23 protein-coding genes are annotated in these 24529 nt (G+C 54.5%); 12 read left to right on the top strand and 11 right to left on the bottom strand.

The features are described from left to right. Positions 1-55: 55 nt before the first annotated feature. The 5 genes from M2406_RS09805 to M2406_RS09785 all read right to left on the bottom strand — a co-directional run bounded on the left by M2406_RS09805 (position 56) and on the right by M2406_RS09785 (position 3702). Positions 56-235, bottom strand: coding sequence for a hypothetical protein (locus M2406_RS09805; protein ID WP_135344152.1), 180 nt, complete (start codon positions 233-235; stop codon positions 56-58). A gap of 132 nt (positions 236-367) precedes the next feature. Continuing rightward, positions 368-1129, bottom strand: a complete 762-nt coding sequence (gene pcaD / locus M2406_RS09800; RefSeq protein WP_259189782.1) for a 3-oxoadipate enol-lactonase — start codon at positions 1127-1129, stop codon at positions 368-370. 14 nt (positions 1130-1143) lie between these two features. Further along, complete coding sequence (gene pcaF, locus M2406_RS09795; RefSeq protein WP_012145761.1) at positions 1144-2346, bottom strand: 3-oxoadipyl-CoA thiolase; 1203 nt, start codon at positions 2344-2346, stop codon at positions 1144-1146. Next, entirely contained in the window at positions 2324-3004 is a 681-nt protein-coding gene (locus tag M2406_RS09790) for a 3-oxoacid CoA-transferase subunit B (protein ID WP_259189781.1), read from the bottom strand. Before M2406_RS09790 ends, pcaF begins: the two co-directional genes overlap by 23 nt. An 11-nt stretch (positions 3005-3015) precedes the next feature. Further along, positions 3016-3702: a 3-oxoacid CoA-transferase subunit A gene (locus M2406_RS09785; RefSeq protein WP_115184371.1), complete on the bottom strand. Its 687-nt coding sequence runs from the start codon at positions 3700-3702 to the stop codon at positions 3016-3018. A gap of 179 nt (positions 3703-3881) precedes the next feature. Between M2406_RS09785 and M2406_RS09780 the strand changes: the two genes are divergently transcribed. Then, positions 3882-4715 carry an IclR family transcriptional regulator C-terminal domain-containing protein gene (locus M2406_RS09780; protein WP_012145758.1) on the top strand — a complete coding sequence of 278 codons (834 nt, stop codon included), beginning with the start codon at positions 3882-3884 and terminating at the stop codon, positions 4713-4715. Between the two features lie 113 nt (positions 4716-4828). Here M2406_RS09780 and M2406_RS09775 read toward each other — a convergent pair whose 3' ends face one another. The 3 genes from M2406_RS09775 to norV all read right to left on the bottom strand — a co-directional run bounded on the left by M2406_RS09775 (position 4829) and on the right by norV (position 10915). Beyond that, positions 4829-7855 (bottom strand): autotransporter outer membrane beta-barrel domain-containing protein, encoded by a 3027-nt coding sequence (locus M2406_RS09775; protein WP_259189780.1) that lies wholly within the window; start codon positions 7853-7855, stop codon positions 4829-4831. A gap of 466 nt (positions 7856-8321) precedes the next feature. Beyond that, the gene (gene norW, locus M2406_RS09770; RefSeq protein ID WP_259189779.1) at positions 8322-9461 is read right to left on the bottom strand and encodes an NADH:flavorubredoxin reductase NorW; all 1140 of its coding nucleotides are present in this window, start codon (positions 9459-9461) and stop codon (positions 8322-8324) included. Next, positions 9458-10915: an anaerobic nitric oxide reductase flavorubredoxin gene (gene norV, locus M2406_RS09765; RefSeq protein WP_259189778.1), complete on the bottom strand. Its 1458-nt coding sequence runs from the start codon at positions 10913-10915 to the stop codon at positions 9458-9460. The genes norW and norV overlap by 4 nt, the downstream gene beginning before the upstream one ends. Before the next feature lie 163 nt (positions 10916-11078). Here norV and norR point away from each other — a divergent pair, with 163 nt between their 5' ends. Next, the gene (gene norR / locus M2406_RS09760; protein ID WP_259189777.1) at positions 11079-12602 is read left to right on the top strand and encodes a nitric oxide reductase transcriptional regulator NorR; all 1524 of its coding nucleotides are present in this window, start codon (positions 11079-11081) and stop codon (positions 12600-12602) included. Positions 12603-12834: 232 nt separating this feature from the next. Here the strand turns inward: norR and M2406_RS09755 are convergent, their stop codons facing one another. The 3 genes from M2406_RS09755 to M2406_RS09745 form a co-directional block, all read right to left on the bottom strand. After that, the gene (locus M2406_RS09755; RefSeq protein ID WP_259189776.1) at positions 12835-13041 is read right to left on the bottom strand and encodes a hypothetical protein; all 207 of its coding nucleotides are present in this window, start codon (positions 13039-13041) and stop codon (positions 12835-12837) included. 60 nt (positions 13042-13101) lie between these two features. Beyond that, entirely contained in the window at positions 13102-13464 is a 363-nt protein-coding gene (locus M2406_RS09750; RefSeq protein ID WP_071593028.1) for a hypothetical protein, read from the bottom strand. Positions 13465-13691: 227 nt separating this feature from the next. After that, a complete protein-coding gene (locus tag M2406_RS09745; RefSeq protein WP_259189775.1) occupies positions 13692-14909 on the bottom strand; it encodes a Xaa-Pro peptidase family protein in 1218 nt (405 codons plus the stop codon). Positions 14910-15525: 616 nt separating this feature from the next. Between M2406_RS09745 and M2406_RS09740 the strand changes: the two genes are divergently transcribed. From M2406_RS09740 to sbmC, 10 genes are all read left to right on the top strand, one after another. Further along, positions 15526-16668: an MFS transporter gene (locus M2406_RS09740; RefSeq protein ID WP_259189774.1), complete on the top strand. Its 1143-nt coding sequence runs from the start codon at positions 15526-15528 to the stop codon at positions 16666-16668. A gap of 48 nt (positions 16669-16716) precedes the next feature. After that, complete coding sequence (locus M2406_RS09735) at positions 16717-17571, top strand: cupin-like domain-containing protein (RefSeq protein ID WP_259189773.1); 855 nt, start codon at positions 16717-16719, stop codon at positions 17569-17571. Further along, entirely contained in the window at positions 17571-18794 is a 1224-nt protein-coding gene (locus tag M2406_RS09730; RefSeq protein ID WP_115184377.1) for an aminotransferase class I/II-fold pyridoxal phosphate-dependent enzyme, read from the top strand. Before M2406_RS09735 ends, M2406_RS09730 begins: the two co-directional genes overlap by 1 nt. Further along, the gene (locus M2406_RS09725; protein WP_017893274.1) at positions 18791-19654 is read left to right on the top strand and encodes a CoA ester lyase; all 864 of its coding nucleotides are present in this window, start codon (positions 18791-18793) and stop codon (positions 19652-19654) included. The genes M2406_RS09730 and M2406_RS09725 overlap by 4 nt, the downstream gene beginning before the upstream one ends. Next, positions 19651-20538 (top strand): acetaldehyde dehydrogenase (acetylating), encoded by an 888-nt coding sequence (locus tag M2406_RS09720; protein ID WP_259189772.1) that lies wholly within the window; start codon positions 19651-19653, stop codon positions 20536-20538. The genes M2406_RS09725 and M2406_RS09720 overlap by 4 nt, the downstream gene beginning before the upstream one ends. Continuing rightward, a complete protein-coding gene (gene dmpG / locus M2406_RS09715; RefSeq protein ID WP_259189771.1) occupies positions 20522-21523 on the top strand; it encodes a 4-hydroxy-2-oxovalerate aldolase in 1002 nt (333 codons plus the stop codon). The genes M2406_RS09720 and dmpG overlap by 17 nt, the downstream gene beginning before the upstream one ends. After that, positions 21520-22476 (top strand): ornithine cyclodeaminase family protein, encoded by a 957-nt coding sequence (locus tag M2406_RS09710; protein ID WP_259189769.1) that lies wholly within the window; start codon positions 21520-21522, stop codon positions 22474-22476. The genes dmpG and M2406_RS09710 overlap by 4 nt, the downstream gene beginning before the upstream one ends. After that, complete coding sequence (locus M2406_RS09705) at positions 22470-22985, top strand: MaoC family dehydratase (RefSeq protein WP_012145745.1); 516 nt, start codon at positions 22470-22472, stop codon at positions 22983-22985. Before M2406_RS09710 ends, M2406_RS09705 begins: the two co-directional genes overlap by 7 nt. Before the next feature lie 197 nt (positions 22986-23182). Beyond that, positions 23183-24025 carry a tryptophan 2,3-dioxygenase gene (kynA, locus tag M2406_RS09700; RefSeq protein WP_012145744.1) on the top strand — a complete coding sequence of 281 codons (843 nt, stop codon included), beginning with the start codon at positions 23183-23185 and terminating at the stop codon, positions 24023-24025. Positions 24026-24057: 32 nt separating this feature from the next. After that, a complete protein-coding gene (sbmC, locus tag M2406_RS09695; RefSeq protein ID WP_259189768.1) occupies positions 24058-24528 on the top strand; it encodes a DNA gyrase inhibitor SbmC in 471 nt (156 codons plus the stop codon). The last annotated feature ends 1 nt before the right edge of the window (position 24529 follow it).

Here is a 24529-nt window from a genome sequence, read left to right as displayed (position 1 = left end):
GGCCAGAAGGCTCGCCACCGGCGAAGCGGGAGGTATAGCGGTTATGAGCGGGTTTTTAGAAACTTTGTACCAACACTTCGCGCGGCTGTTCGCTGCCGTGCTTCAACAGATAGTCGAAGGATTTCTCGCTGTTTTTCAGTTGCTGCAGAAACTCCTGCGGGGACAGATCGTGTTTTTTGCCGCTCATATAAGCCAGCGCCAGCTCTTTTGCCTGATAACGTGAGAAGTTGTACATATTGGTTAGCCCTCGAAACGGTGGATTTCAGTGCTAACGATTGTAACCAAAGAGCACATAATGAACAGACGCTTTGGCGTATGGATTCGATAGCTAAAACTTAACCTGACGTTTCGGCATAGTATCAATGCGTCAAATCTTCTCGGACAGGAACTCGACAACGCTGCGGTTGAAGAGATCCGGACAGGCAATATTGGAGATATGCGAAGCAGGCAGGCATTGCAGTTCGGCATGGGGGGCGTTGGCGACCAGGAATTCGGCGTCCGCTATCGTAGTCACCGGATCCAGTTCTCCGGCTATCACTCTCATTGGCCGCGTCATAGAGACAATTTCCGCACGGAGATCAGCCAGCGCCAGAGCATCGCAGCAGGCGGCGTAACCTTCGGCATTACCGGCCGCCAGCCCGGCGACCAGTGGGGCAACCTGTTCAGGATGCTGCTGTAAAAAAGCTTCGCTGAACCAGCGAGCGGGAGAGGCGGCGGCGATCGGCGCCAGCCCGGAGTGGCGTACCTGTTGGGCGCGTTGTTGCCAGCCTTCGGCACTGCCGATGCGGGCGGCAGTATTGGCGACCACCAGTCGCCTGATGCGTTGCGGGTGGTAGCGGTTGAGCCATAACCCGGTCAGGCCGCCCATCGAAATGCCGCAAAAGTGGGCGCTTGGTGCATCCAGATGATCGAGCAGGGCGATCACATCTTGGCCCAAATCCTCAAGCCGCAGCGGAAGCGTTGGCAACGGTGTGGCACCGTGCCCGCGCTGGTTATAGCGCAAGACGTGAAAGTGCTCACTCAACACCGGCAGTTGCGCCTGCCACATGTCGAAGGTGGTACCGAGCGAGTTGGACAGCACCAACAGCGGCGCTCCGGCGTGGCCATCAAGGCGATAGTCGATATCCATGCTGCTTCTCCGTCTCATACCCGTTCGATAATCAGTGCAATGCCCTGGCCGACGCCAATACACATAGTGCACAAGCCATAGCGGCCGCGCGTCTTTTGCAATTGCCAGGCGGCGTTCATCACCAGCCTGCCACCGGAAGCACCCAGCGGATGACCGAGGGCGATCGCACCGCCATTGGGATTCACCTGAGCGGCGTCGTCACTCAGCCCCAGTTCACGCGTCACCGCCAATGCCTGTGCCGCAAAAGCTTCGTTAAGCTCAATCACGTCCATTTGGTCGAGGCTCAGCCCGGCAATTTTTAATACCTTGCGTACCGCTTGAGCCGGGGCAAAGCCCATAATTGAAGGCTCAATACCGGTAACGGCGCTGGCGATAATACGGGCCATGGGTTGCAGTCCGTGGCGAGTCATCCCGGTTTCGCTGGCCAGCAGCAGCGCGCAGGTACCGTCGTTCAGCCCGGAAGCATTACCGGCGGTCACTGTTCCCTGAGGGTTAACCACCGGTTTCAGCTTCGACAGGGCTTCCAGCGTGGTGGCGCGCGGGTGTTCGTCCTGAGTGAACAGTAACGGTGCACCTTTTTTCTGCGCAACGCTGACTTCAATCAACTGTTCGGCGAAAAAGCCGCTTTCCTGCGCGCTAGCGGTGCGCTGCTGGCTGCGCAGGGCAAAGGCGTCCTGATCCTGGCGGTTAATCCCGAATTTGAGGGCGACGTTTTCGGCGGTTTGCGGCATCGACTCCACGCCATATAGCGCCTGCATCTGTGGGTTGATAAACCGCCAGCCCATGGTGGTGTCTTCCAGTTTCATCATTCGGCTGAAGGCGCTTTCCGCCTTGCCCATCACGAAGGGCGCACGGGACATGCTTTCTACACCGCCGGCGATCATCAGTTCACTTTCGCCGGTTTTGATCGCCCGGGCCGCCATCGCCACCGCGTCCAGACTGGAGCCGCACAGGCGGTTGAGGGTACAACCGGGGATCTGTACCGGCAGCCCGGCCAGCAGCAACGCCATGCGCGCCACGTTGCGGTTATCCTCTCCGGCCTGATTGGCACAGCCAAGCAGCACGTCGTCCACTGCCGCCCAGTCAAGTTGTGGGTGGCGTGCCTGCAACGCTTTGAGCGGCAGGGCGGCCAGGTCGTCGGCGCGAATGCTGGCCAGGCTGCCGTTGAGTCGACCAAAAGGCGTACGGACGGCATCACACAGGTAGGCGGGGATCATACGGTGGTTCTCCGTGCTGAAGGGCAAAGGTCAGTTCGACCGGGGTGACTGCTTGCAATTGCTGCGGGGTCAGCCCGCCAAATATTTCGCGTACCACCAGACCCTGAGATGTCACGTCCATCACCGCCAGATCGCTGTAGATGCGATCGATACAGCCGACGCCGGTCAGGGGATAAGTACAGTGCTGAACAATTTTGCATTCGCCTTTTTTGGTCAGGTGTTCGGTCATCACAAACACCTGACGGGCGCCAATCGCCAGATCCATTGCGCCGCCGACCGCCGGGATTGCCCCCGCTGCGCCGGTACTCCAGTTGGCCAGATCGCCGCGTTCGGAAACCTGATAGGCGCCGAGCACGCAGATATCCAGGTGGCCGCCGCGCATCATGGCAAAAGAGTCGCCGTGATGGAAAAAGCAGCCGCCTTTGAGCAGGGTAACCGGCTGTTTACCGGCGTTGATCAGTTCGGGATCTTCCTGGCCGGCCGCCGGTGCCGGGCCCATGCCGAGAATGCCGTTTTCGCTGTGCAGAAAGATCTCTTTATCCGCCGGCAGGAAGTTGGCTATCTGGGTTGGGATCCCAATGCCCAGGTTGACGTAGGCACCTTCCGGGATATCGAGGGCAATACGTTCGGCCAACTGTTGATGTGTAAGTTTGGTCATGGGGGCGCTCCTTAAGCCGACGGTGGCGCAGGGTGATCGGGTGTAGTCACCAGGCGTTGCACGAAGATCCCCGGCGTAATGATATTTTCAGGATCCAACTCTCCCAGCGGCACCATGCGGTTGACTTCGGCAATGGTGCAGGCGGCGGCCATGGCCATAATCGGCCCAAAGTTGCGCCCGGTTTTGTTGTACAGCAGGTTACCCCAGCGATCGGCTTTATCGGCCTTGATCAGCGCGAAATCTGCCTTCAGCGGTAGCTCGAACACATAGTGTTTGCCGTCGATCTCGCGCGTTTCTTTACCTTGCGCCAGTTCGGTGCCATAGCCGGTCGGGGTGTAAAAACCGCCGAGCCCGGAACCGGCGGCCTGAATGCGCGCCGCCAGATTGCCCTGCGGGATCAGCTCCAGCTCCAGCTCGCCACGGCGGTACAAGTCATCAAATACCCAGGAGTCCGACTGGCGCGGGAATGAACAGACAACCTTGCGCACGCATCCGGCCTTTAACAGCGCCGCCAAGCCAAAATCCCCGTTACCGGCGTTGTTGCTGATCAGCGTTAGCCCGCGCGGCCGATGGCGGATCAAAGCGTCCAGCAGCGTATAGGGCTGACCGGCCGGGCCAAAACCGCCGACCATAATGGTCGCGCCATCGGGAATATCGGCGACGGCGGCATCGATGGACGCCACGTATTTATCGATCATCTGCTCTCCTGATTGCGCAACGGTAATTTCTGCGTGACGCTTATGGGCCTGGATTTACCTTAAGGGATGAAAAAAACAGCGACAAGTGCGAATATCAGCGTATTGTGCGATTATCGAAACATTAGTCCTTTGGTGATCAATTCTGTGATACGGATAACTATATTGAGTCGGAGGTCAGGATGAGTGATGCGTCGGAGTCTGGTGCTGGAGAACTGCGTCGGTTGCAGGAAATCGGGGAGTTAAGCAACGATCAATATAAGGGTGACCCCAATTTTATGGCGTCGTTGGCCAGGGGACTGGAGGTGCTGCAGGCCTTCCAGCCGCAGTATTCACAAATGTCGGTTTCTGAAATCAGCCAAATTACCGGTATCCCACGTGCGGCGGTGCGGCGTTGCCTGTACACCCTGCGTGCGTTGGGATTTGTGCATTGCCCTGACGGCCGCCATTACCGGCTGCTGCCGCGGGTGCTGACCATCGGGCACGCCTATCTTTCTTCTTCCGAACTGGCGAAAGCGGCGCAGAACTCGCTGGACTACCTCAGTAAGCTGCTGAATGAATCCTGCTCGGTGGCGACGCTGGACGGTGACAATATCCTGTATATCGCCCGCGCTTCGGTGAAGCGTATTATGACAATCGATTTGGGGCGCGGCAGCCGCCTGCCGGCCTATGCGACTTCGATGGGACTGGTCTTGCTCAGTTCGCTGGATGAAGAACAGTTGGACGATTATCTGTCGCGGGTCAGTTTCGAACCGCTAACCGAGTTCACTGTGACCAGCGCCGAGCAACTACGTGAACAGTTGGCTAAAGTGCGTCGGCAAGGCTATGCCATCAACGATCAACAGTTGGAAATTGGTCTGCGTTCGATCGCGGTGCCGATGCATTCCCGCAAGGGCGGCGTAGTCGCGGCGATGAACGTGGGCGTCAACGCTTCACAAATTTCGTCGGCGGAACTGCGTGAGCGGGTGCTGCCACAGCTGCAACGCACGGCGATGGAGCTGGCGCTGCTGCTGTAGCTCGCGGTTGGATGAGCACCGCTGAATGGTCATCGGCTGTTTCTCATTGCCGATGGCCAGCGGCGGCAAGGGGGACCAACAGCAGGCTCAACCGGCTGGTGCGGCCTGCGTTTTTACCAGGACCAACGGACACCGAGGTTAGCGCCCCAGGGTGATTCAATTTTGTCCCCTTTACTGTATCTTGCATCGGTATATATCTGGGCATCAGGGGTCAACTGCAGGGAAAGCCCCATGCCGTACTCACCCCGGGTACCGGACAAATCGTTGTTGAATCCGTTCCCATTAATACTGACGGGGTTAGTGTTCACGAACTCCTGAATGGCGGCCATACGTAGCCAGGGTTGCAGCGTCATGCCATTCTCCAGAGGCAGCGTTCGCCCTAAAACGCCATTCAGGATTGCCTGTTGGGATTTGGCGACGCCGCTGGTGGCCTGCAAGCCATTGTCGAACGTATAGGATTGCCCTTTCACCCACAGCGTAGCCAGTTGCAAAGAGGGTTCAACAAACCAACCGCTATCCAGCACAAATTGGCGGCCGACTTCCAGCGACAGACCAAAGCCAGGCGTGTTGTAACCACCCCTGGTTTTTTCCCCGTCAGTCATTCGGACATCAGCATGGCTACTAAAATTATTGGCTTTGAGTAGCGCATCGACAAACCAGCCCGATTCCAGTAGCCAGGTATTGTAGCCACCAATAAAGAAGCTATTGATGGTGCCAGTGCTGCCCTGACTGAAATCGAGCGCATTGCGACTCACGCCACTGAATAACCCTGTCAGCCATTGGCCATTATTGGTGTCGCGTGCGTTGTCGACACCCACGGAAATGCCTGATTGTGTTTGGCGGTAACCAAGGCCTGCGCGATCATTCACCTGATAGCGGCTCCCCAGTGTGCGAACCCAGGCGCCACCCCGTTGTTTTCCCTGTCGCACCTCACCCATACGGGTTCGAAGGCCGGTCAGCTCGCCATACCAGAGAGTCGGCGTGGCATTGAACAAACCCAGCGCGGTGTGGGTGACAGGCGTCACTACCGGTTTTTCTTCGGCATCATATTTTTGCGCCAGTACCCAATCATTGTCGCGTTGTTGCAATTCATACTGATAGGTCCCGGCGTCCACGGCACCGTTGTTCAGCGCAAAGTGACTCTTGCCGCTACCGGTCGTTACCAGGGTTAAAGCGCTGTCCGTAATGTCGGGTTCCCGGCCACTGTTTTTGATCATCAACAGATGTTCCCCGTTAGCTTCCCCGCTGACGGTAATTAAATCACCGGTTAACGCCGCTAAATCCGTATTCATGACAAAGGCGCCGTTCCCCGACAGTGAATCCAGCGATAAGGTCTGGAAGGCACCGTCAGCGTGACGAAAGACGACCTGGCCGTCGTTGTTTAGCGCCCTCAGTGTGGAGTCATGGGTCACTGTCCACCGGCTGGAATCGCTCAGGTTCAGACGGTTGACCCCGTTGACGGCGCCATTGAGCAATGTGGCCCGACTCAACGCCACATCAACCGGGTTTTCAACGGCAGAACGGATATCCCCGTTGAGCACCACCCGATTGTCGGCAATCAAATCCACAACCCGGCTGTCATTTGGATCAACGCCGCTACCGGCCAGATTCTCCAGTAAAACGCCATTGCCGGCGGTGAGCTGCGAACCGTTTTTTATCGTCAGTTTTAGCGCTGCGCCGTTGGTTTTTATCGCCGGACCCAGGCCGCTGGACAACATGACGTTATCCAATACGACGTTACTGACGCCGCCGCTGGAAGTATTGCGGATGTAGAGTCCGGCGGCATTACCTTGTGTAGTCAGCGTGCTGTTGCTGATATTCAACGTGCCGGTTAGCGCCCACAGTGCGTGGCTGTCTTGTCCTGCCGTGGTGACCGACAGCCCATTGCCGTTAATGACCGAACCGGGATAGACCAATAATCCGGAGCTGTCGCTGTCGGCCGTTTCAATGCGTGCGTTATCAAGGTTAATGATGCCGCCACGGGCTGCAAAGACACCGATGCTACGCCTCCCGAGTGTGGTGATGTGCAGATTATTACCTTGTACCCGGGATTCGCTGTACAACCCGTAGCCGCCGGTGCCGGAGGTGTTTAAGCTGCTGTCTGTCAACGTGGCCGGGCCAAAATGCGCATTGAAGGCGTGCGAGCCAACGCCGTAAGTCGTGAAGGTCGCGCCGACGACGTCAGTTGAGGAGTCTGCCGTTGCTACCCAGAGTGCATCTCTATAGTTGCTTTGTGTGGTAAAACTGCCGCCCCGAATCGAGGCCTGGGCCGCGACATTGAGATTGACGGCCATCCCTCCCTGCGTGTTGACGGTGGTGTTATCAAGCATGACTTGACCGTTCAATATGTAGATCCCATCCCCTTTCTGGGTGCTGATATTACTGTTATTCAATAAAACGCTACCCCGCCCCCCGTCGCTGTTATAGATTTCTACACCCCGATTCTCCCCGTTGGTTGAAATATTAACGGCATTCCCTTCGACCCTTCCATTACTCACTTCCAACGCCGCCTGGACTCCGGTTCCGCGTAGAAAAATATTAACGTTTTCTAACGTGGCATGGGCGAACTCTGCATTTGAACTGGTCAGGGAAATACCTTTACGGTTTGCATCGGTGGCAACAATAGTTGAATGGCTCATTGTTAATGTGCCGTCCGTTAGGGTGACGCCGCCACTGCGAGGGCCGTTGGCTGAAATTTCCAAATTATTCAGTGATAGCCGGGCCCCGTTGCGGCCAAAAACGCCGGCACTGTAACTGCCGGCGACGGTAATATTGCCGCTGTTCATCACTAAATTCCCGCCATCAACATTGACGGCATGTGCTTGTATGCCGTTTGTCGTTAACAAGGTTCCGTCCAGCCGGGCACTGCCCCCGGCGCGGATATTCGCCGCATAAAGCGAATTGCCGATCGTACTAAAACTCAGCCCGGTCAGTGACGTTTGCAACAGGCTGCCGTCACCGGAGCTAAACAGAGGGTAATCACCGGCCGTTGTGCCGGTATAGCCGTGGGTAACGTCCAGTGTTGAACCATCAACGACGCGCCAGGGTGAGGCTGCATTGACGACGGCGGAAAAACCTCCGGTGGTCGCCAGGGCTAACAAACAGCCGCGGGAGAAAAATGAAGGGGCAAAAGAGGCCATGTTACTATCCTTGAATGGTCCGATTTTTTTAATTTCATGCGAGTTGATGTATATATAAAAATTATAATCAGAAAAATTTAATTATGTTTTTATATAAATTAATTACATTGCCGTGAGGGCGGATTGCAAGGTTTCTGCTTGATGATTAATTTAATTTCGTGCTATTGCGTGTAATTATTAACCCAATTGACGTCTTGTATCAAGAGTTATCTGGCTGCCATTCTAATTATGTCGATAATATTTTATTTTGTGAATGGTGGGAATAAATGGTCGTCGTTAATTAAATCGATATTAATAATATTATAACTTGAGCGGGGGTTATTCTTGATACTCTGTTCTGGTGGAATAGAGCCTATTTTACTCAAGGGGGACGCCAACAGATTACCCCCTGTTGGCGTAAGGAGCCGCTAAACGTTGATAGCGGACAAAATGCCACCATCAGCGTTGTGTCACCAGGACACTCTCATTAGGTCAGGGCATTTAATTCTTTCAGTAAACCGAAGGCCAGTTTCATATGATCTTCGCTAACGATAAACGCGCGTAACTGCTGGTGCTGATCAAAGCCTTTAGCGATCATTCCCTGCGGCTCAGCGACAATTGTCCAGCTCAAATCCTGCCGACGGGTTTCCCCTGCCAGCTGCAGCGGCAAGCTGGGGGTTTTCACCTTGACCAGCATGGCGGGCAGCTTCACCGCTTCCGCCGCACCCAGCAGGTTTTTTGCCAGGGTCATGGCGCTGAACTGAATCGGCTGGAGGAATGGCAACAGTTGCCCCTCGATCTCCGCGCAATCACCAAGAGCGTAAACATCCACTTGCGAGGTCTGTAAACGATTATTCACCTGGATGCCGCGATTAACCTGCAAACCGGCCTGACGCGCCAGCCCGACGTTTGGCCGCAAACCGATCGACGCTATCGCTGCATCAACCCACAATTGGCGACCGTTGCTCAGCGTGGCTTGTATCTCCTCATCATGTTGTGTCAGTGCGCCCAGTTGCTGGTTGAGCAGCAATTCTACCCCCATCTGTTGCAGAGCATGTTGCAGGCGGCAGCTCGCTTCAACCGGCATTAACCCCGATAGCAGGCTGCCGGATCTGTCTACCAGGGTGACCTGTTTACCGGCCCGGCACATGTCCATCGCCAGTTCACAGCCGATCAGCCCCCCGCCCAAAATCAACACCCGTTGCGCCTGGAGCAGGGTCAATTGGCTGTCGCGGAATTCCTGTTGGCTGTTGAGCGTCAGCATTAACTCATGGCCCGGCACCGGCGGCACCATGGCCGCAGCGCCGATCGCCAAAACCAGTTTGTCGTAATGCCAGACTTGCTCTCCGCTGCGCACCATTTTTTGCTGCGTATCTATCGCCGTAATACGCGTATGGGGGTGTACCGTCAGTTGGAACTGTTCGGCGAAGTCACCGAAGCTTTGCCGGGTCAGGGCGTCAGCGGTTTGGTTTAGGCTGAATACATGGCTCAGTTCCGGTTTGTTATATTCATCGCAACTGTCGGCGGCTATCAGCCGAATAGGGACTTCGCCATCTTGCCTGCGCAGATTCTTGACCAACTGTCGGGCGGCAAAGCCGGAGCCTACGATCAGGATGCCGGGGTTCATTTTGCCTCCGAAGAGAGTGGGTCGAACACCTCTTTACCCATGGCGCATTCCGGGCACAGGAAATCATCCGGCACCTCTTGCCAGCAAGTTCCGGGCGCCACATCTTGCATAGGTTCGCCCAACGCCGGATCGTAGATCCACAGACAGACGCTGCATTGCATGCGCGGGCCAAGATCGGCATCGGCACAGGATACTTCGGGTTCAGACGCTGGCTGAACGGCAGTGACCGCAGAGGCTGACACAGTCAACGCCGAAGGAGACAATGCCCATTGGCGAGCGATATCCCGGCCATGTTGACGACAGACTGCCAGCGTATCGCCGTCAGGGCGCCATTTGGCTTTCAGCGCCAGCGTGGTTTCAAAGCCGCAATCCATCAATCGGGTTTGAATGCGGTCTACCGCGCCGCCATTCCAGCCGTAGCTGCCGAAGGCCGAAGCTTTCTTATTGCGAAAACGCAGCCCGGTTATCTCCTCCAACAGCCCGGCGACTTTCGGCATCATCACGTTATTCATGGTCGATGAGCCCACTAACACGCCTTTGGAACGAAATACGTTAGTCAGGATCTCGTTCTTGTCATGACGCGCCACGTTAAAAATCTTCACTGCCACACGCGGGTCGACTTCATTGATGCCTTGTGCAATCGCATCCGCCATCATGCGGGTGTTGTTGGACATGGTGTCGTAAAAAATGGTGATGCGATCTTCCTGATAATCAGCCGCCCACTCTAAATAGCGCTGTACGATTTGGGTTGGGTTATCACGCCATACCACGCCGTGTGAGGTGGCTATCATGTCTACCGGCAGGTTGAAACCGAGGATCTCGTTGATTTTTGGCGTCACCAGTCGGCTGAACGGCGTCAGGATATTGGCGTAGTAACGCTGACATTGATCAAACAATTCATTCTGATCGACTTCATCATTAAACAAATGCTCATCGCAATAGTGCTGGCCAAAGGCGTCATTGCTGAACAGCACCGCATCGCCGGTCATATAGGTCATCATGCTGTCCGGCCAGTGCAGCATCGGCGTTTCAACGAAGATCAGCTGTTTGCCGTTACCGATATCCAGGCTGTCGCCGGTGTGTACTATGTGGAAATTCCACTCCGGGTGATGATGGTGGCCGTTGATCGAATCAATGCCATTCTCGGTGCAGTAGATAGGCGTCCCCGGGATCTGCGCCATCAGTTCGGTCAACGCCCCGGCGTGATCTTCTTCTGCGTGATTGATGATGATGTAATCCAGGGTTTTAAGATCAATTTCCGCCGACAGATTTTGTACAAACTCACGGCTAAATTTATGGTCTACCGTATCGATCAGCACCGTTTTCTCTTCACGGATCAGATAGCTGTTATAGCTGCTGCCCTTTAGGGTTTTGTACTCTGTCCCATGAAAATCACGGACTTCCCAGTCACGTTGTCCTACCCATTGGATATTGTTTTTTACCTGAATTGCCATGCTCTTTACCTTTGTTGTCAGCGACTCAATTTTGATACTTGTAATGAGCAATGGGCGTGCCAGTTATTATCTTATTGTTTTATAAGTACTAATAATTATTTGATGTCATTTTGACATCGGCGTAGCATTGTCTTTATGACTAGTAAGTGTCGGAATGACAATCATGACCCTCTCCATACAATCTCTCGCCAGCATCGCTATTGAACTGCAAAGCGGCCTGACGCAACGCGACCGCTTTCAACGTTTGATCAATAGTTTGCGTAGCCTGCTGCGTTGCGACGCTTCCGCCTTATTACGTTTTGAAGGACAACAGTTCCGACCATTGGCTATCGACGGGTTGGCCCAGGACGTGTTGGGGCGGCGCTTCGCGCTGGATGCTCACCCACGCCTGGAGGCGATTGCCCGCGCCGGTGGTGTGGTGCGTTTCCCTGCGGACAGCGAATTACCGGATCCTTACGATGGGTTGATCCCAGGTCATGACCAACTGAAGGTTCATGCCTGCATTGGGTTGCCGCTGTTTGCCGAGCAGGATTTAATCGGTGCGCTGACTTTCGACAGTTTGGATCCGATGCAATTCGATCGCTTTAGCGATGAGGAACTGCGGTTAATCAGTGCTCTGGCGGCGGGGGCGCTAAACAATGCGTTATTGGTCGAAGCGCTGGAGCGACAGGCGCTGTCTCCGTTGGCCTCTCCGGGGGGAAGTTCCCCGAGAGAAAATGATGAAATCATCGGGCTTTCGTCGGTGATGCAGCAGCTCAAGCAGGAAATCAGCATCGTTGCCGGTTCCGAGCTCAACGTATTGATCACCGGAGAGACCGGGGTCGGGAAAGAGCTGGTAGTGCGGGCGATCCATCAGGGATCGGCGCGGGCGGCCAATCCGCTGGTCTATCTAAATTGCGCCGCGCTGCCGGAAAGCGTGGCGGAAAGTGAGCTGTTCGGCCATGTCAAAGGCGCATTTACCGGTGCCATTCAACATCGTGCCGGAAAATTTGAAATGGCGGATAATGGCACTCTGTTCCTCGATGAGATTGGCGAACTTTCGTTATCGTTACAGGCCAAACTGCTAAGGGTGATCCAATACGGTGATCTCCAGCGGGTGGGGGATGACCGGGTCAAGCGCGTTAACGTGCGCATTTTGGCGGCCACCAATCGTGACCTGAAACAGGCTGCGGTGGATGGGGCATTCCGCCTGGATTTATACCATCGTCTGAGCGTGTTCCCACTTGCCGTGCCGCCATTGCGTGAACGGGTCAGCGATATTGCCCTGCTGGCGGGGTACTTTTGCGAACGCTGCCGCATCAAACTGGGCTTGATGCAGTTAACGCTCTCGGTACAGGCGTTATCGGCGCTCGAACAGTATTCATGGCCGGGGAATATTCGCGAACTGGAACACTCTATCTATCGGGCGGCGATTTTAGCCCGCGCCGAGCAAAGCAGCAGCGAGCTACAACTGTTACCGGCGCATTTCACTATCAAGGCTGGAGCCTTGCCGGCCAGGAACATAGATGACGCCCTGCCGGAGAGCGCTATTGGGTTGAGTCTTGCCACACTGACGCAGCATTTCCAGCGCAGCGTGATTGAGAAAACCCTGGTGGAATGCGAGATGAACTGGGCCGCCACGGCACGTAAGCTGGAGTTGGACAGCGGTAACTTGCACCGATTGGCCAAGCGATTGAATATGAAATAAATACGCTTTTTTTATGATACCTATTTCTCATATGTTGGGCGATTTTATCAATGTTTTTTGAAAACCACACAGATGACTTTATATATGGAAATAATAATGGAAAGTGAAAAGAACACGGCAACGATGAGTTTTGAGATTTTTTCTGGCGCAGAGTAAAGATAATCAACGCCGATGCCTGCACCAGCTAATAAAACCATCCCAATTAAAACTGATATTGTCCAGTATGTTATCTTCATGCTGAAGACTTTGTAAAAAAATCGAATACTTTAAAAAATAAAGAAATGAAAAAAGAGAAAGTGGCAATGATAATGACTAATTGAGACATGCCTGCCGGCGCGGCAAAGCCTGAACCAGGGTTAAGCACACCAACGCCGCTAAGGAAAGGGCTGCTGGAAACTATAGCTAACAATACAAGTAACGATCTAATTGTCTTCATCATATATAACGCGACTCTGATGTATAAGGCGGTAGTAATAAACTACCGCCTATGGTTTCTAGTTTAGATACGGCATGAGCTACCAATTGAACCATTACAATTAGAACTTTTATTTCCGGCATTGCTATTATTATCACCATTAGAACCTTTGTTGGTGAAGCACCCACCAGCAAGTGATCCACCAATAAGTCCTAATCCGAGACCAAGCGGTCCGCCAGCAGCTCCTGCAATCATGCCGCCGATAATGCCAGCACTACAATTTGTTGTCTCCTGACTCTGTTTCTTATAATAACCACCATTATCAGCTTTTCCACTGGTGTTGCTGGTTCTACCTCTGTTTCTGCCGCCATTATCTACACGGTCGCCACCGTTATTACCACGGCCACCGGCGATAGAGTCTAGCAAAGCTATATCAATTGTTTTCATCATCAACTCCATTTGAAGGTGTAATTTATTTTTATATTCACTTTTGAAAGGGACGGTTAATTTTTAGCTCACAACTATTTTTATATCAAGAGTTATTTTACTCAGGTGGTGAGAAATTTTAATTAATTAGTGGTTTCACTAAGTTTTATAATTAAATGGTTTTATTAAACATGGTCGATATTAATATTTATATTTAAACCCGAGCGGCATCGCCGCCCGGGGGATTATCAGCCCGCTAAATCAAATGGGTCATCAATGGATTTGGCCGGTGGGGTAAACCAGCGTGCGCCTTCGTGGGTGACGTAAAAATGATCTTCAAGGCGGATGCCAAACTCACCCGGCAGGCACAGCATGGGTTCGATGCTGGCGCACATGCCGACATCGAGCGGTTGCTGCTGTTTGCGGATCAGATACGGGGCTTCATGAATATCCAGCCCGATACCGTGCCCGGTGCGATGCGGCAGGCCCGGCAGCTGATAGTCCGGCCCAAATCCATAAGAAACCAGCACATCGCGTGCCGCGTCATCCACTTTATGGCAGGGCACACCGGGCGCGATAACGGCAAAAGCGGCGGCCTGCGCCTCATGCTCCGCCTGCCAGGCGAAACGCTGCCGTTCGTTGGCTTCGCCGTACACATAGGTACGGGTGATATCGGACAGGTAACCCTTATAGCGGCAGCCGGTATCGAGCAGCACGATATCGTTGTTTTGCAGCGGGTTGGGTTGTTTCACGCCATGGGGGAACGCGCTATCGGATCCGAACAGTGCAATACAGAAGTACGAGCCGCTGGTGCCCATTTTACGGTGGGCTTTATCGACGAAGTCGATCAGTTCGCTGGCGGTGATGCCAGGGCGCAATATGCTGGCCGCAGCCTGTTGCACCCGCAGAGTAATATTATTGGCGGTTTGCATCAGTACGATTTCCGTCGCCGATTTACGGCTGCGGCAATGGCCGGTGATCGGCTGGGCACTGATCAGCCTGATATCGCCGGCATATTGTTGCAGGCCGAGGAACAGGGTGACCGAAGCCGTTTCGCAAATTGCCACCAGGCGTGCGCCCGTTAGCCCGCGAGAGGCCAGTACGGTGAAGAACAACCGGTAGGGATCTTCTTCCTCATGCCAGCTAAAAATTTCTGCTTCTATCACCTGTGCGTCTTTGAAGGTGCCAATTTCAAACCAGGGGGCAATATAGGCGATTTCGCCTTCGGCCGGGATCACCGCACCGACCATGCGTTCACTCGCCGACCATTGAGTACCGGTAAAATAGCGCAGATTACTGCCGGCGTTGACATAGCAAGCGTCGATACCGTTTTCGCGCATCAGGCGCTGCGCATGCTGAATGCGTTGCCGATACTCATCGCCGGCGATTTCAGGCGGATTGTCCGTCAACGGTTGCAACTGTTCCAGGGCCTGTTGCGCCGTGCAACCGCCAATGGCTGTAGCCATGCTTCTCTCCTCGCGTAGTGTCAAATGTCAGGGCCGATGCTCCTGCGCACTAAACCTTCATCATAAGTAAACCACAGCAACAAAACTTGGCTTTATTAGATAAGAAAGTTGTCGATTACGGCACAGTTTCTTGCCTGGCATTCTGATGCGCCAGAGTGCCAACCAATTTTGCTGAAAATGGTGAGTTTAGCGAAATAAAAATTATATTCGGTCATTATTTTATCGCTAACTGGTTATATTATCTAGATAATGCAATAACGCATCAATGTGATGCAAAAACGCTCTTGCTAATATCCATTAGCGTTGCTAATTCTTAATGCCCATCGTATTAAATAAATTTATAAACTTTGGAGAGCATATTTAGCATGGCGAAACTTAATCTTTGGGCGTGCTTTCACTTCCTCGGATTATTGTGTGTAAATAATTAAATTATTATCTCTATTGTGCGCACTTAATCTAATAGGTGGGTGGATGTATTCTGACGAATATATTTAATTGCCTGGGTATAAGCGATATTTTAACGAGAGTCCTTATGGAAACAAATGCCGTTGAGTCTAAATTCAGTTTTGGCTCCTATACCCGATTACTGTCCGGCCCCGGACATGCCGCGCTTTCGTTGTTTGGTTTATTGCTGCGCTTTCCCGTGGCGATGCGATCTATTAGCTGCATTATGCTGCTTTCTGCCACGACCAATTCGCTGTGGATAGCAGGCACCGTCGCCGGAACCTTAATGATTACCCAGGCTTTGGCCAGCCCGATACTGGGGGGCTTTGCTGACCGATTCAGCCAGCGAAAAGTGCTTATTGTCACCAGTTGCTGTCACGTTATCGCCATAGCTTTGCTGATTGCCCTGGTGTTTCTTGATGCCCATTTATGGCTAATTATGGCCGCGGCTATTGGTATTGGTTGTTCATCAGTACCGGTTGATGGCTTTATTCGTACCCGTTGGGCGGCGATGGTCACCGATGAGGCTCTGCGAACCGCCTATGCTTTAGAAACCGTACTCGACGAGATTATTTTCTTGTTGGGGCCATTGGTTGCCATTGTGTTAGCTACGGTATTGCACCCCGCTGCGGGGTTGGCTTTATGTGCCGCATTCACCTTCAGTGGGTCGATGGCGTTGGTACTGCATCGGCGTTCAGAGCCGGTTATTGTGCAGAAGGTTGACGAAAAAAACCGCAGGGCTATTAGCATGATATGGGTGCGTAGCCTGATGGTTTCTTATGCGGCGGTGGGCATATTCCTTGGCTCGATCGATGTCATGATGATCGCCTTTGCCAAAGAGGTGGGCAATCCCACTCTCGCCGGAGTGCTGTTGTCTATTTGCGCCGGGGGCAGCCTGGTCGGGGGGCTCTGCTATGGTGCGATGAACTGGTCTATACCGCAGCCACGGCTGCTGTTGCTCACATCCGCCACGCTTTTCGCAGGCACCGTTCCCCTGGTTTTCACCAGTTCCCCGCTGGTTATGGGTGTGTCTGCATTTATCGCCGGTTTATCGGTGGCGCCGTTATTAATCACCTGCAGTAACCTGCTGGAGTCATTAACCCCGAAAGGCTGTTTATCCGAAGGCTTTTCCTGGCTTTCAAGCGCCGGGTGGCTGGGTTTTTCCTTCGGTGTCTCGGTGGGCGGGCAACTTTCAGATCAAACAGGGGCTGCCCAGGTCGCCTGGATCGCTCTGGCCGCCGGCATGCTCGCCTTATTAGCCAGTCTGTTCAGCCAATCACTACTCAGTAAGAAATCAATGCCAAGCCCCATTTAAGCCAAGGGATTCTCTCACTCTTATTACCGAGACAGGAAAACGGCCATCGTGAACCAGTTAACCACGGGTATGCCCGTTCCACGTATTAGCTTTAATGAATTTGTCGCTATGGGAGTGGAGGCTATTTTCCGAGCCGACGTTCCTGTGATTATTACTGATTTACCGCTTGATACCAGCAATAGTGCTAATGACCTTATTGCTCAACGGTTAGGTGATGACAATGTCACATTATTCCGGGAGGCGAGTAATAAGGAAAATACCGAGCGATGGCAGACCACGAAAATTCAACTTCGTGGTTTTTTGGAAAATGAACAATACCAGCGAGACAACAGCACCTGGTACCGGGTGGTTTCCAATATTATGCACCGGCCAGAAGATATCAATACTCTTCTCGGCTTTGATGCGTTTTCGCTACTGGCTTCCCGTCGTGGTCTGAATGCGGCCAATTTATGGATAAGTTACCACGGTGTATTTACCCAAAGTCATTTCGACGAACTCGAGAACTTTAATATCGCCCTGCAGGGAAGAAAACGATTCATTCTTTACCCACCCGGCCGACGCGATTATTACCCGCGTTCTATCCTAAAGGGATTTGGCGACAAATCGCAGGCCTTCGATTTTAACAATATTGACCCACAGCGTTTTCCACGGTTGGCAGCGAAATCCCCGCAGCGCCGCGATTTTATTCTGGAGCCCGGTGAAATGCTGTATTTGCCGCTGGGCTGGTGGCATCAGGCCGAATCGTTAGACGACCTGAATATCAACGTTAACTTTTGGCTGTGGGATCTGAAAATCCTGCGCAGGCCTTATGTTTTGTATTCCGCGCTCTACACGGCTGCCTACCGTAAGTTCAAAGGCATTTATAACTATCAACCCGAACCTGCCAAGAAGGAAGGAATTTGATGACCAGCCGCAAGAAGATCATGCCAACCAACCAATATCGCAACAACGACAAAGCAATCGGTATTGGTAATCCCTTCTGGGATATGTCAGAGCAGAACGGACTCGCAGGGATCGTCGCCGGACTCGAAAACGATCTCCTGTCCACCCCGAGTGGTCATCAATTTGTCAATTTTAGCTGCTGTTCTTACCTGAATCTGGACTCCCATCCCAGGGTGATAGAAGGGGCTATCGACGCGGTACGTCGTTACGGCGTGCTGGATCACTGCATCGCCCGTAGCCGGGTCCAGCTTCCGGTGCTCAAAGAGCTGGAGGAATCGCTCGGTGAACTGTTCCAGGCCGATGTTCTCAGTGGCGTGTCGGCCAGCAGCATCAGTGGGGGACTGCTACCGCTGATCGCCTCCGGGCATTTGGGTAACGGTGTTCGGCCGTTAATGATTTTCGATAAGCATGCTCATGTTTCTTTGGCGGCGGCAAAACCCGCCTGTGCCGATGAAACCGAGGTCGTCACCTGCAATTACCACGATCTGGAGTTCATCAAGGACTGCTGCAAGAAATACCAACGGGTCTGCTACGTGGTTGACGGCAGCGATAGCCTGGGCGGCTATGCGCCGGTTAAAGAGTTGGCCGAACTGCAGGACAAATACGGCCTGATGGTGTTCTACGATGATTCACATTCTATTTCCGCCTATGGCGAACGTGGGATTGGTTACGTTCGCTCACACAGCCCGGCGCTCAATGAGAACACCGTTATGGTGGTCACGCTCAACAAGGCTTTCGGCACCAGCGGGGCGGCGATACTGCTCAACGGCTATTCACAGCCGATGTTGCGCCTGGTCGAGCGCTTTGGCGGCGGACTCAACTATTCGCAAAATCTGAACACGGCGGCCATCGGTGCCAGCCTGGCCTCTGCCGAAATTCACCGCACGGCAGAACTGCCGATGCTGCAAAAGAAATTGTACGACAACATTGCGCTGTTCGATTCCCTGATCCCGACCGAGCAGAGCGGCAACGCCTACCCGATCCGACTGGTGCCGATGAGCGATGAAACGGTGATCAGCGAAGGGCGTCAGGTGATAGAAGCCGGTTTCTATGTCTCACCGGTATTCTTCCCGATCGTCGCCAAAGGCACTGCCGGTCTGCGGGTCATGATGCGTGCCGGGCAAACAGAAGATCAAATTCGCCGTTTGTGCAAAATACTGGCTGAAGTAAGGGCTCCCCAATGACGGATAACACACGCGCCATTCCGCGCAGCATTCTGTATACGCCCGCCTTGTCGCTCAACCGGGTAGTCAAGGCGCTGACTTATGACGCCGATGTCCACCTGATCGATCTGGAAGACTCGGTTCCCGGCCCGTCGAAGGCAGAAGGGCGGATTATCTGCCGCACCGCTCTTGATAATGCCCCTCCGTCGGCGAATATTGCCGTGCGCATCAACGCGCTGGGTACGGTGGATGCGCTGCATGATCTGGTGATGCTCTGTGGTGGCGGCACCGCGCCGGGGTTTATCGTCATGTCGATGGTCAGGTCACCTGCCGAGGTGGTTTTTCTGCGTGAGACTTTTGCCTCTGCGGGCAAGTACCCGGAGATTTACCTGACGATAGAGACCGTTGAAGCCATTACCGATCTCGATGATGTCGCGGCCGTAGCCGATGGCCTGATTTTTGGCTCTGCGGATCTGGCGGCCACGTTGGGCGTACCCATCACCTGGTCGGGAATGCTGGCGGCACGTCAGGCGATGGTTCTGGCCAGTGCCAGACACGGCATTGGTTGCATTGATACCGCCAACTATCGTCTTTCTGAACCCGAGGTGCTGGCTCACGAAATCCAGAACATCAGGGATCTGGGCTTCCACGGTAAAGCTACCGTGCACCCCAGTGAGCTTGAGCCGATCAATTCAGCGTTACGGCCTAACGAAGGCGCGTTATTGGCGGCGCGCCGCATCACCGAGGCGGTCAAGGCTGCGCAAGGGGGCATTGCCTTGCTCGATGGTCATATGGTGGGCCCACCCTTCGCCCGCATGGCCCATACCACCCTGGGATTAGGCCAGGCCTGGGCTGCTCGTTTTAACAGGAGCAACTCATGACGCTCTCCGTTGCCGTGATAGGGACCGGCGCCATAGGTATGGATCTGGTCAATAAAATATATCGCTCATCCTGGCTGCATTGTGGGCTGGTGGCAGGCCGTAACAAGGACTCGGCCGGTTTGGCGATTGCCACTGAGCTGGGTTGCCCGATCAGTGCCGGCGGTATCGACGCCATTCTGGCTGCCCCCAAGCCATTCGATGTGGTGTTCGACGCCACCAACGCCATGTCACATGTCAAACACTGGGAGTTGCTACGTCCGTTGGGTACGTTGCTGATCGACCTGACTCCCAGCCACCTGGGGAAAATGATCGTCCCCACGGTGACCGGTACCGAAGCCCTGACCGATCGCAATGTCAGTTTGATCAGTTGCGGTGGGCAGGCGTCGATCCCGATCCTGCATGCCCTGAGCCAGCATTTCCAAATTAACGACATCGAGGTGGTGGCGACCGTAGCCAGCAATATTTTGGGGCGAGCGACCAGAGTCAACATCGATGAATACGTAGAAACCACGCAGATTGCGCTCAGCGCTTTCACCGGCGTGGCAAATACCAAGGCGATCCTCAATATCAGCCCGGCCACTCCGCCGGCCATGTTCAGGGTCACTATATTTGCCGATATTCCCGGCGTGACGGCAGAACAGATAACCCCGGTGGTCACTGCGGCGGCGGCGGCGGTGCGGGAGTTTTCGGCGGGTTATCGGTTAACGGCGCTCAAGGTGACCGAAGGGCGAGCGTCAATCTCGCTGGAGGTGACGGCCAGCAGCAAGGTCATGCCTGAATACGCGGGCAACCTGGACCTGATTAATTCCGCTGCCATTCTGGTCGCCGAACAGTATGCGCACTATCGAAATAAAGCGGAGGTGGCCAATGACTATTCTCATTAACGATTCAACCCTGCGCGATGGTCAGCATGCGGTCAAACACCAACTCACTGCGGCGCAGTTGCGAAGCTACGCCACGGCGGCAGACAAAACCGGCGTTGCGATGGTTGAAGTCGGCCACGGTAACGGGCTGGGGGCTTCCTCCTATCAGGTGGGGCGTGCGGCATTGAGTGACGAAGAGATGCTGACCACCGTGCGCGAGTCTTTGCAAAACAGCAAGATGGGGGTGTTTATGTTGCCCGGTTGGGGCACCATCGCCGACTTGACCAAAGCTCTGGCTTACGGCACGGATGTGGTGCGCATTGGTACCCATTGTACCGAGGCGACGCTGGCCGAACGCCATCTGGGTTGGCTGCGGGAACAGGGCGCTGAGGCTCATGCGGTGCTGATGATGAGCCATATGGCAAGCCCGGCCGAGTTGGCTGACCAGGCTGAGTTATTGGTGGGTTACGGCGCCCAGGCGGTCGGCATTATGGATTCGGCCGGCAGTCTTTTGCCGCAGGATGTCACCGCACGTATTACGGCCATGCGCATGCAGGTAAAGGTGCCGCTGATTTTCCACGCGCATAACAACCTGGGCATGGCGGTGGCGAATTCGCTGGCCGCCGTTCAGGCGGGCGCCGGCATTATTGACGGCTGCGCTCGTGGGTTTGGTGCCGGGGCGGGCAATACCCAACTGGAAGTGCTGATCCCGGTATTGGAGCGCCTGGGTTTCAACACCGGCATCGATCTCTATCATTTTCTGGATGCCGCCGATCTCGCCGCCAGAGAGTTAATGGTGGTTCCGCCAATGATTGACTCTCTGGGCATCGTCAGCGGTCTGGCCGGTGTCTTCTCCGGCTTCAAAAGCCCGGTGCTAAACCATGCAGGCAGCGCCGGGGTGGATGCGCGCGATGTCTTCTTCGAACTGGGACGACGACAAATTATTGCCGGGCAGGAAGACCTGATCGTTGAGGTTGTCGCCGAACTGAAGAGGGCGGCCTCATGACCATGTTAATCATCGACGCCGCTGAAATGGCGGGGGGTGATCGTCTGCGACAGGTGATGATCGCCCTGAGTGACGTGTTCCAGGATTTACGCAGCGGTAAAGAACAATCACCGCCGCGCACCTTACTGGACCATGGCCGTTCAGAGATGCTGGTCAGCCCGGCCAGCTGGCTGAAACGCGGTGTCGCCAGCGTCAAAATCACTACGCTCACGCCGGGTAATTCCGCTCACGGACTGCCGCTGATCCACGGCGTGGTGGTGCTGACCGACATCAATACCGGCCAGATGCTGGCATTACTTGACGGCGCAAGCTTAACGGCAGTTCGCACCGGCGCAGTGGCCGGTTTGGCGACCGACCTGTGTGCTAATGCCGATGCCGGCAACCTGGCCATTCTGGGGGCCGGGGTACAGGCCCGGGCAGTGCTGCTGGCAATGCTTGCCGTTCGCCCGATCCGCAAGGTGCGAATCTTTTCCCGCACGCCGGCCAGAACCGATCTGTTCGTGCAGTGGGCGCGAACCGTTACGGCGGCAGAGATTACCCTTTGCCATAGCGTGTTCGAAGCCGTGCAGGGGGCGGATATCATCTGCACCACCACCTCAACTTCATCTTCCCAACCCTTGATTGAGGCCGATTGGGTAACGCCGGGGGCGCATTTGAATATTATCGGCGGCACCCATGAAGAGGCTATTGAGGTTGATCCTGCCTTGCTGAAAACGGCGTTTGTGGTGGTGGAAACCGCCGCTGCCGCCAGGGAGGACGCAGGAGAGGTGCGAACCGCCCTCACGCAGGGTTACCTCCAGCCTGAAGATCTTAATGAACTTGGCGCCGTCATTCTTGGCGAGTCTGCTGCGGGCGAAGGGCAGACAACCTTGTTTCGCAGTGTGGGGCTGGCGATTGAAGACACGGCCGCCGCGATCGCACTCTATCCATCCACAGAGAAGAGACCATGCTAAGACGAGTTGGCGAAAATGAGTACGTTGAAGAACACGGTGGCGACTACGAGGACTTCGAGCCTGGCATGACCATCAAACACTGGCCGGGGCGCACGCTTTCAGAAGCCGACAACACCTGGCTAACCTTGCTGACCATGAACCAGCATCCGTTGCATTTCGATCAGGCCTATGGCGCCCAGGTTGAATATGGCCGGGTATTGGTGAACAGCAGTATTACCCTGGCGTTGGTCAGCGGCATGACCGTGCAAGCCTTGTCCGCCAGAGCCGTGGCTAATCTGGGGTGGGAAAAAGTGCGTTTGAAAGATCCGCTTTTTGTCGGCGATACGCTGTATGCCACCAGCAAAATCCTGGCAAAACGGCCTTCAAAATCCCAGCCGAACAAAGGCATTGTCACGGTTGAAACCCTGGGTATCAAATCCACCGGCGAGACGGTGATTACTTTTGAGCGGTCGTTTATGGTTCTGCGACGGGATTATATTGCCGCCCAATCTTCGTCCGCGCAGGATTAAATGCCTGGCTCATCCTCGTTGATCACCGCAGCGGGGATGAGCAGAAAAAATCATGAAATGAAAGCACTGTTACCCAGCCTGAGATCTGCGTGGCAACTCTGGTTGATAGTCCTTCAGGGCTGGGGGTTGTGTACTATGTTTTCTGTTTGCAGCACGCTACACGCCGCTTCCGGTCGTGAGCGCAGCGGAGAGAACAGATGAACAAACGGGAATTAGAAAGCGCGATTGTCACCGATTTTTCCAAACGTATGAGCTACGGCGACTATCTGTGCCTGGACCAACTACTGGACTGCCAACATCCGTTGTCCAACCCGCAGCATCATGATGAGATGCTGTTTGTGGTGCAGCACCAGACCTCCGAACTGTGGATGAAGTTAATGCTGCATGAGCTGCAGGCGGCGCGGATACTGGTGCAGCAGGACAAACTCAGCCACTGCTTTAAAATCCTGGCCCGGGTCAAACAGATCCAGCGTTTGCTGTTTGAGCAGTGGGCGGTGCTGGAAACCCTGACACCGTCGGAATACGTTGAATTCCGTGACGTGCTGGGCAACTCATCGGGTTTCCAATCCCATCAATATCGCTCGATTGAATTTTTGTTGGGCAACAAGAATGCAGCCATGCTGGCGGTATTCAGCAACGATGCGGATAAACACGCCGCGCTGAAGGCGATCCTCGAGGCACCCAGCCTGTACGATGAATACCTGCTCTATCTGTCACGTCACGGCCTGCCGATTCCGCAGGAGTGTATCGAACGTGACTGGACCCAGCCTTACCAGCGCAACCCGGACCTGCTGCCGGCGTTTAAAGAGATCTACGACCACCCGCAAAAGTATTGGGAAGCCTATGAAATGGCCGAGAAGCTGGTGGATATTGAGGAGAGCTTCCACCTGTGGCGTTTCCGCCATATGAAAACGGTGGAGCGGATTATCGGCTTTAAAACCGGCACCGGCGGTTCCAGCGGTGTCAGCTTCCTGAAAAAGGCGCTGGAATTGACCTTCTTCCCGGAACTGCTGGATGTGCGAACCGAGATTGGTGCCTGAACGGTATCCCGTATTAGTGCGAGGAGAGGGCGATGACGGTAAGAATTGAAGATAAATCAGCGGAAAGAGTGGTGGGTGTGCGAGTGGTCGGGCCTTATCCGCAAACCATCCCTCAGGGCTGCCAACGGCTGATGGCCTGGCAGCAGCAACACCAGGTGCCACTGGGGAAGTGGCTGGTGCTGTACTGGGACGATCCGGCTGAAGTGGCGCCCGAGCGACTGCGGGCCGATGTGGTGTTTACCGTGGCGGATGATTTCGTATTGCCGACGGCAGCTAGTGAGGGTTTTGCGTTACAAACCCTGCCCGCCGGGCAATATGCGATTTACAACGTGCGCGTCAGCGACGGGGATTTCGAGCGGGTATGGGGTGATTTCTATCAGCGGGAACTGCCGGCCAGCGGCTATCAGCCAGTAGAAGGGGTGAGCTATGAGCACTACCTTAATGACTGCGAGGCGGATGGTTACTTTGACCTGGATATTTACCAGACGGTGAAAAAAGGCTGAG

Source organism: Serratia sp. BIGb0163, from assembly GCF_024809935.1.
Lineage (GTDB): Bacteria > Pseudomonadota > Gammaproteobacteria > Enterobacterales > Enterobacteriaceae > Serratia > Serratia quinivorans.
This window is presented reverse-complemented; position numbering and strand designations above follow the sequence as displayed.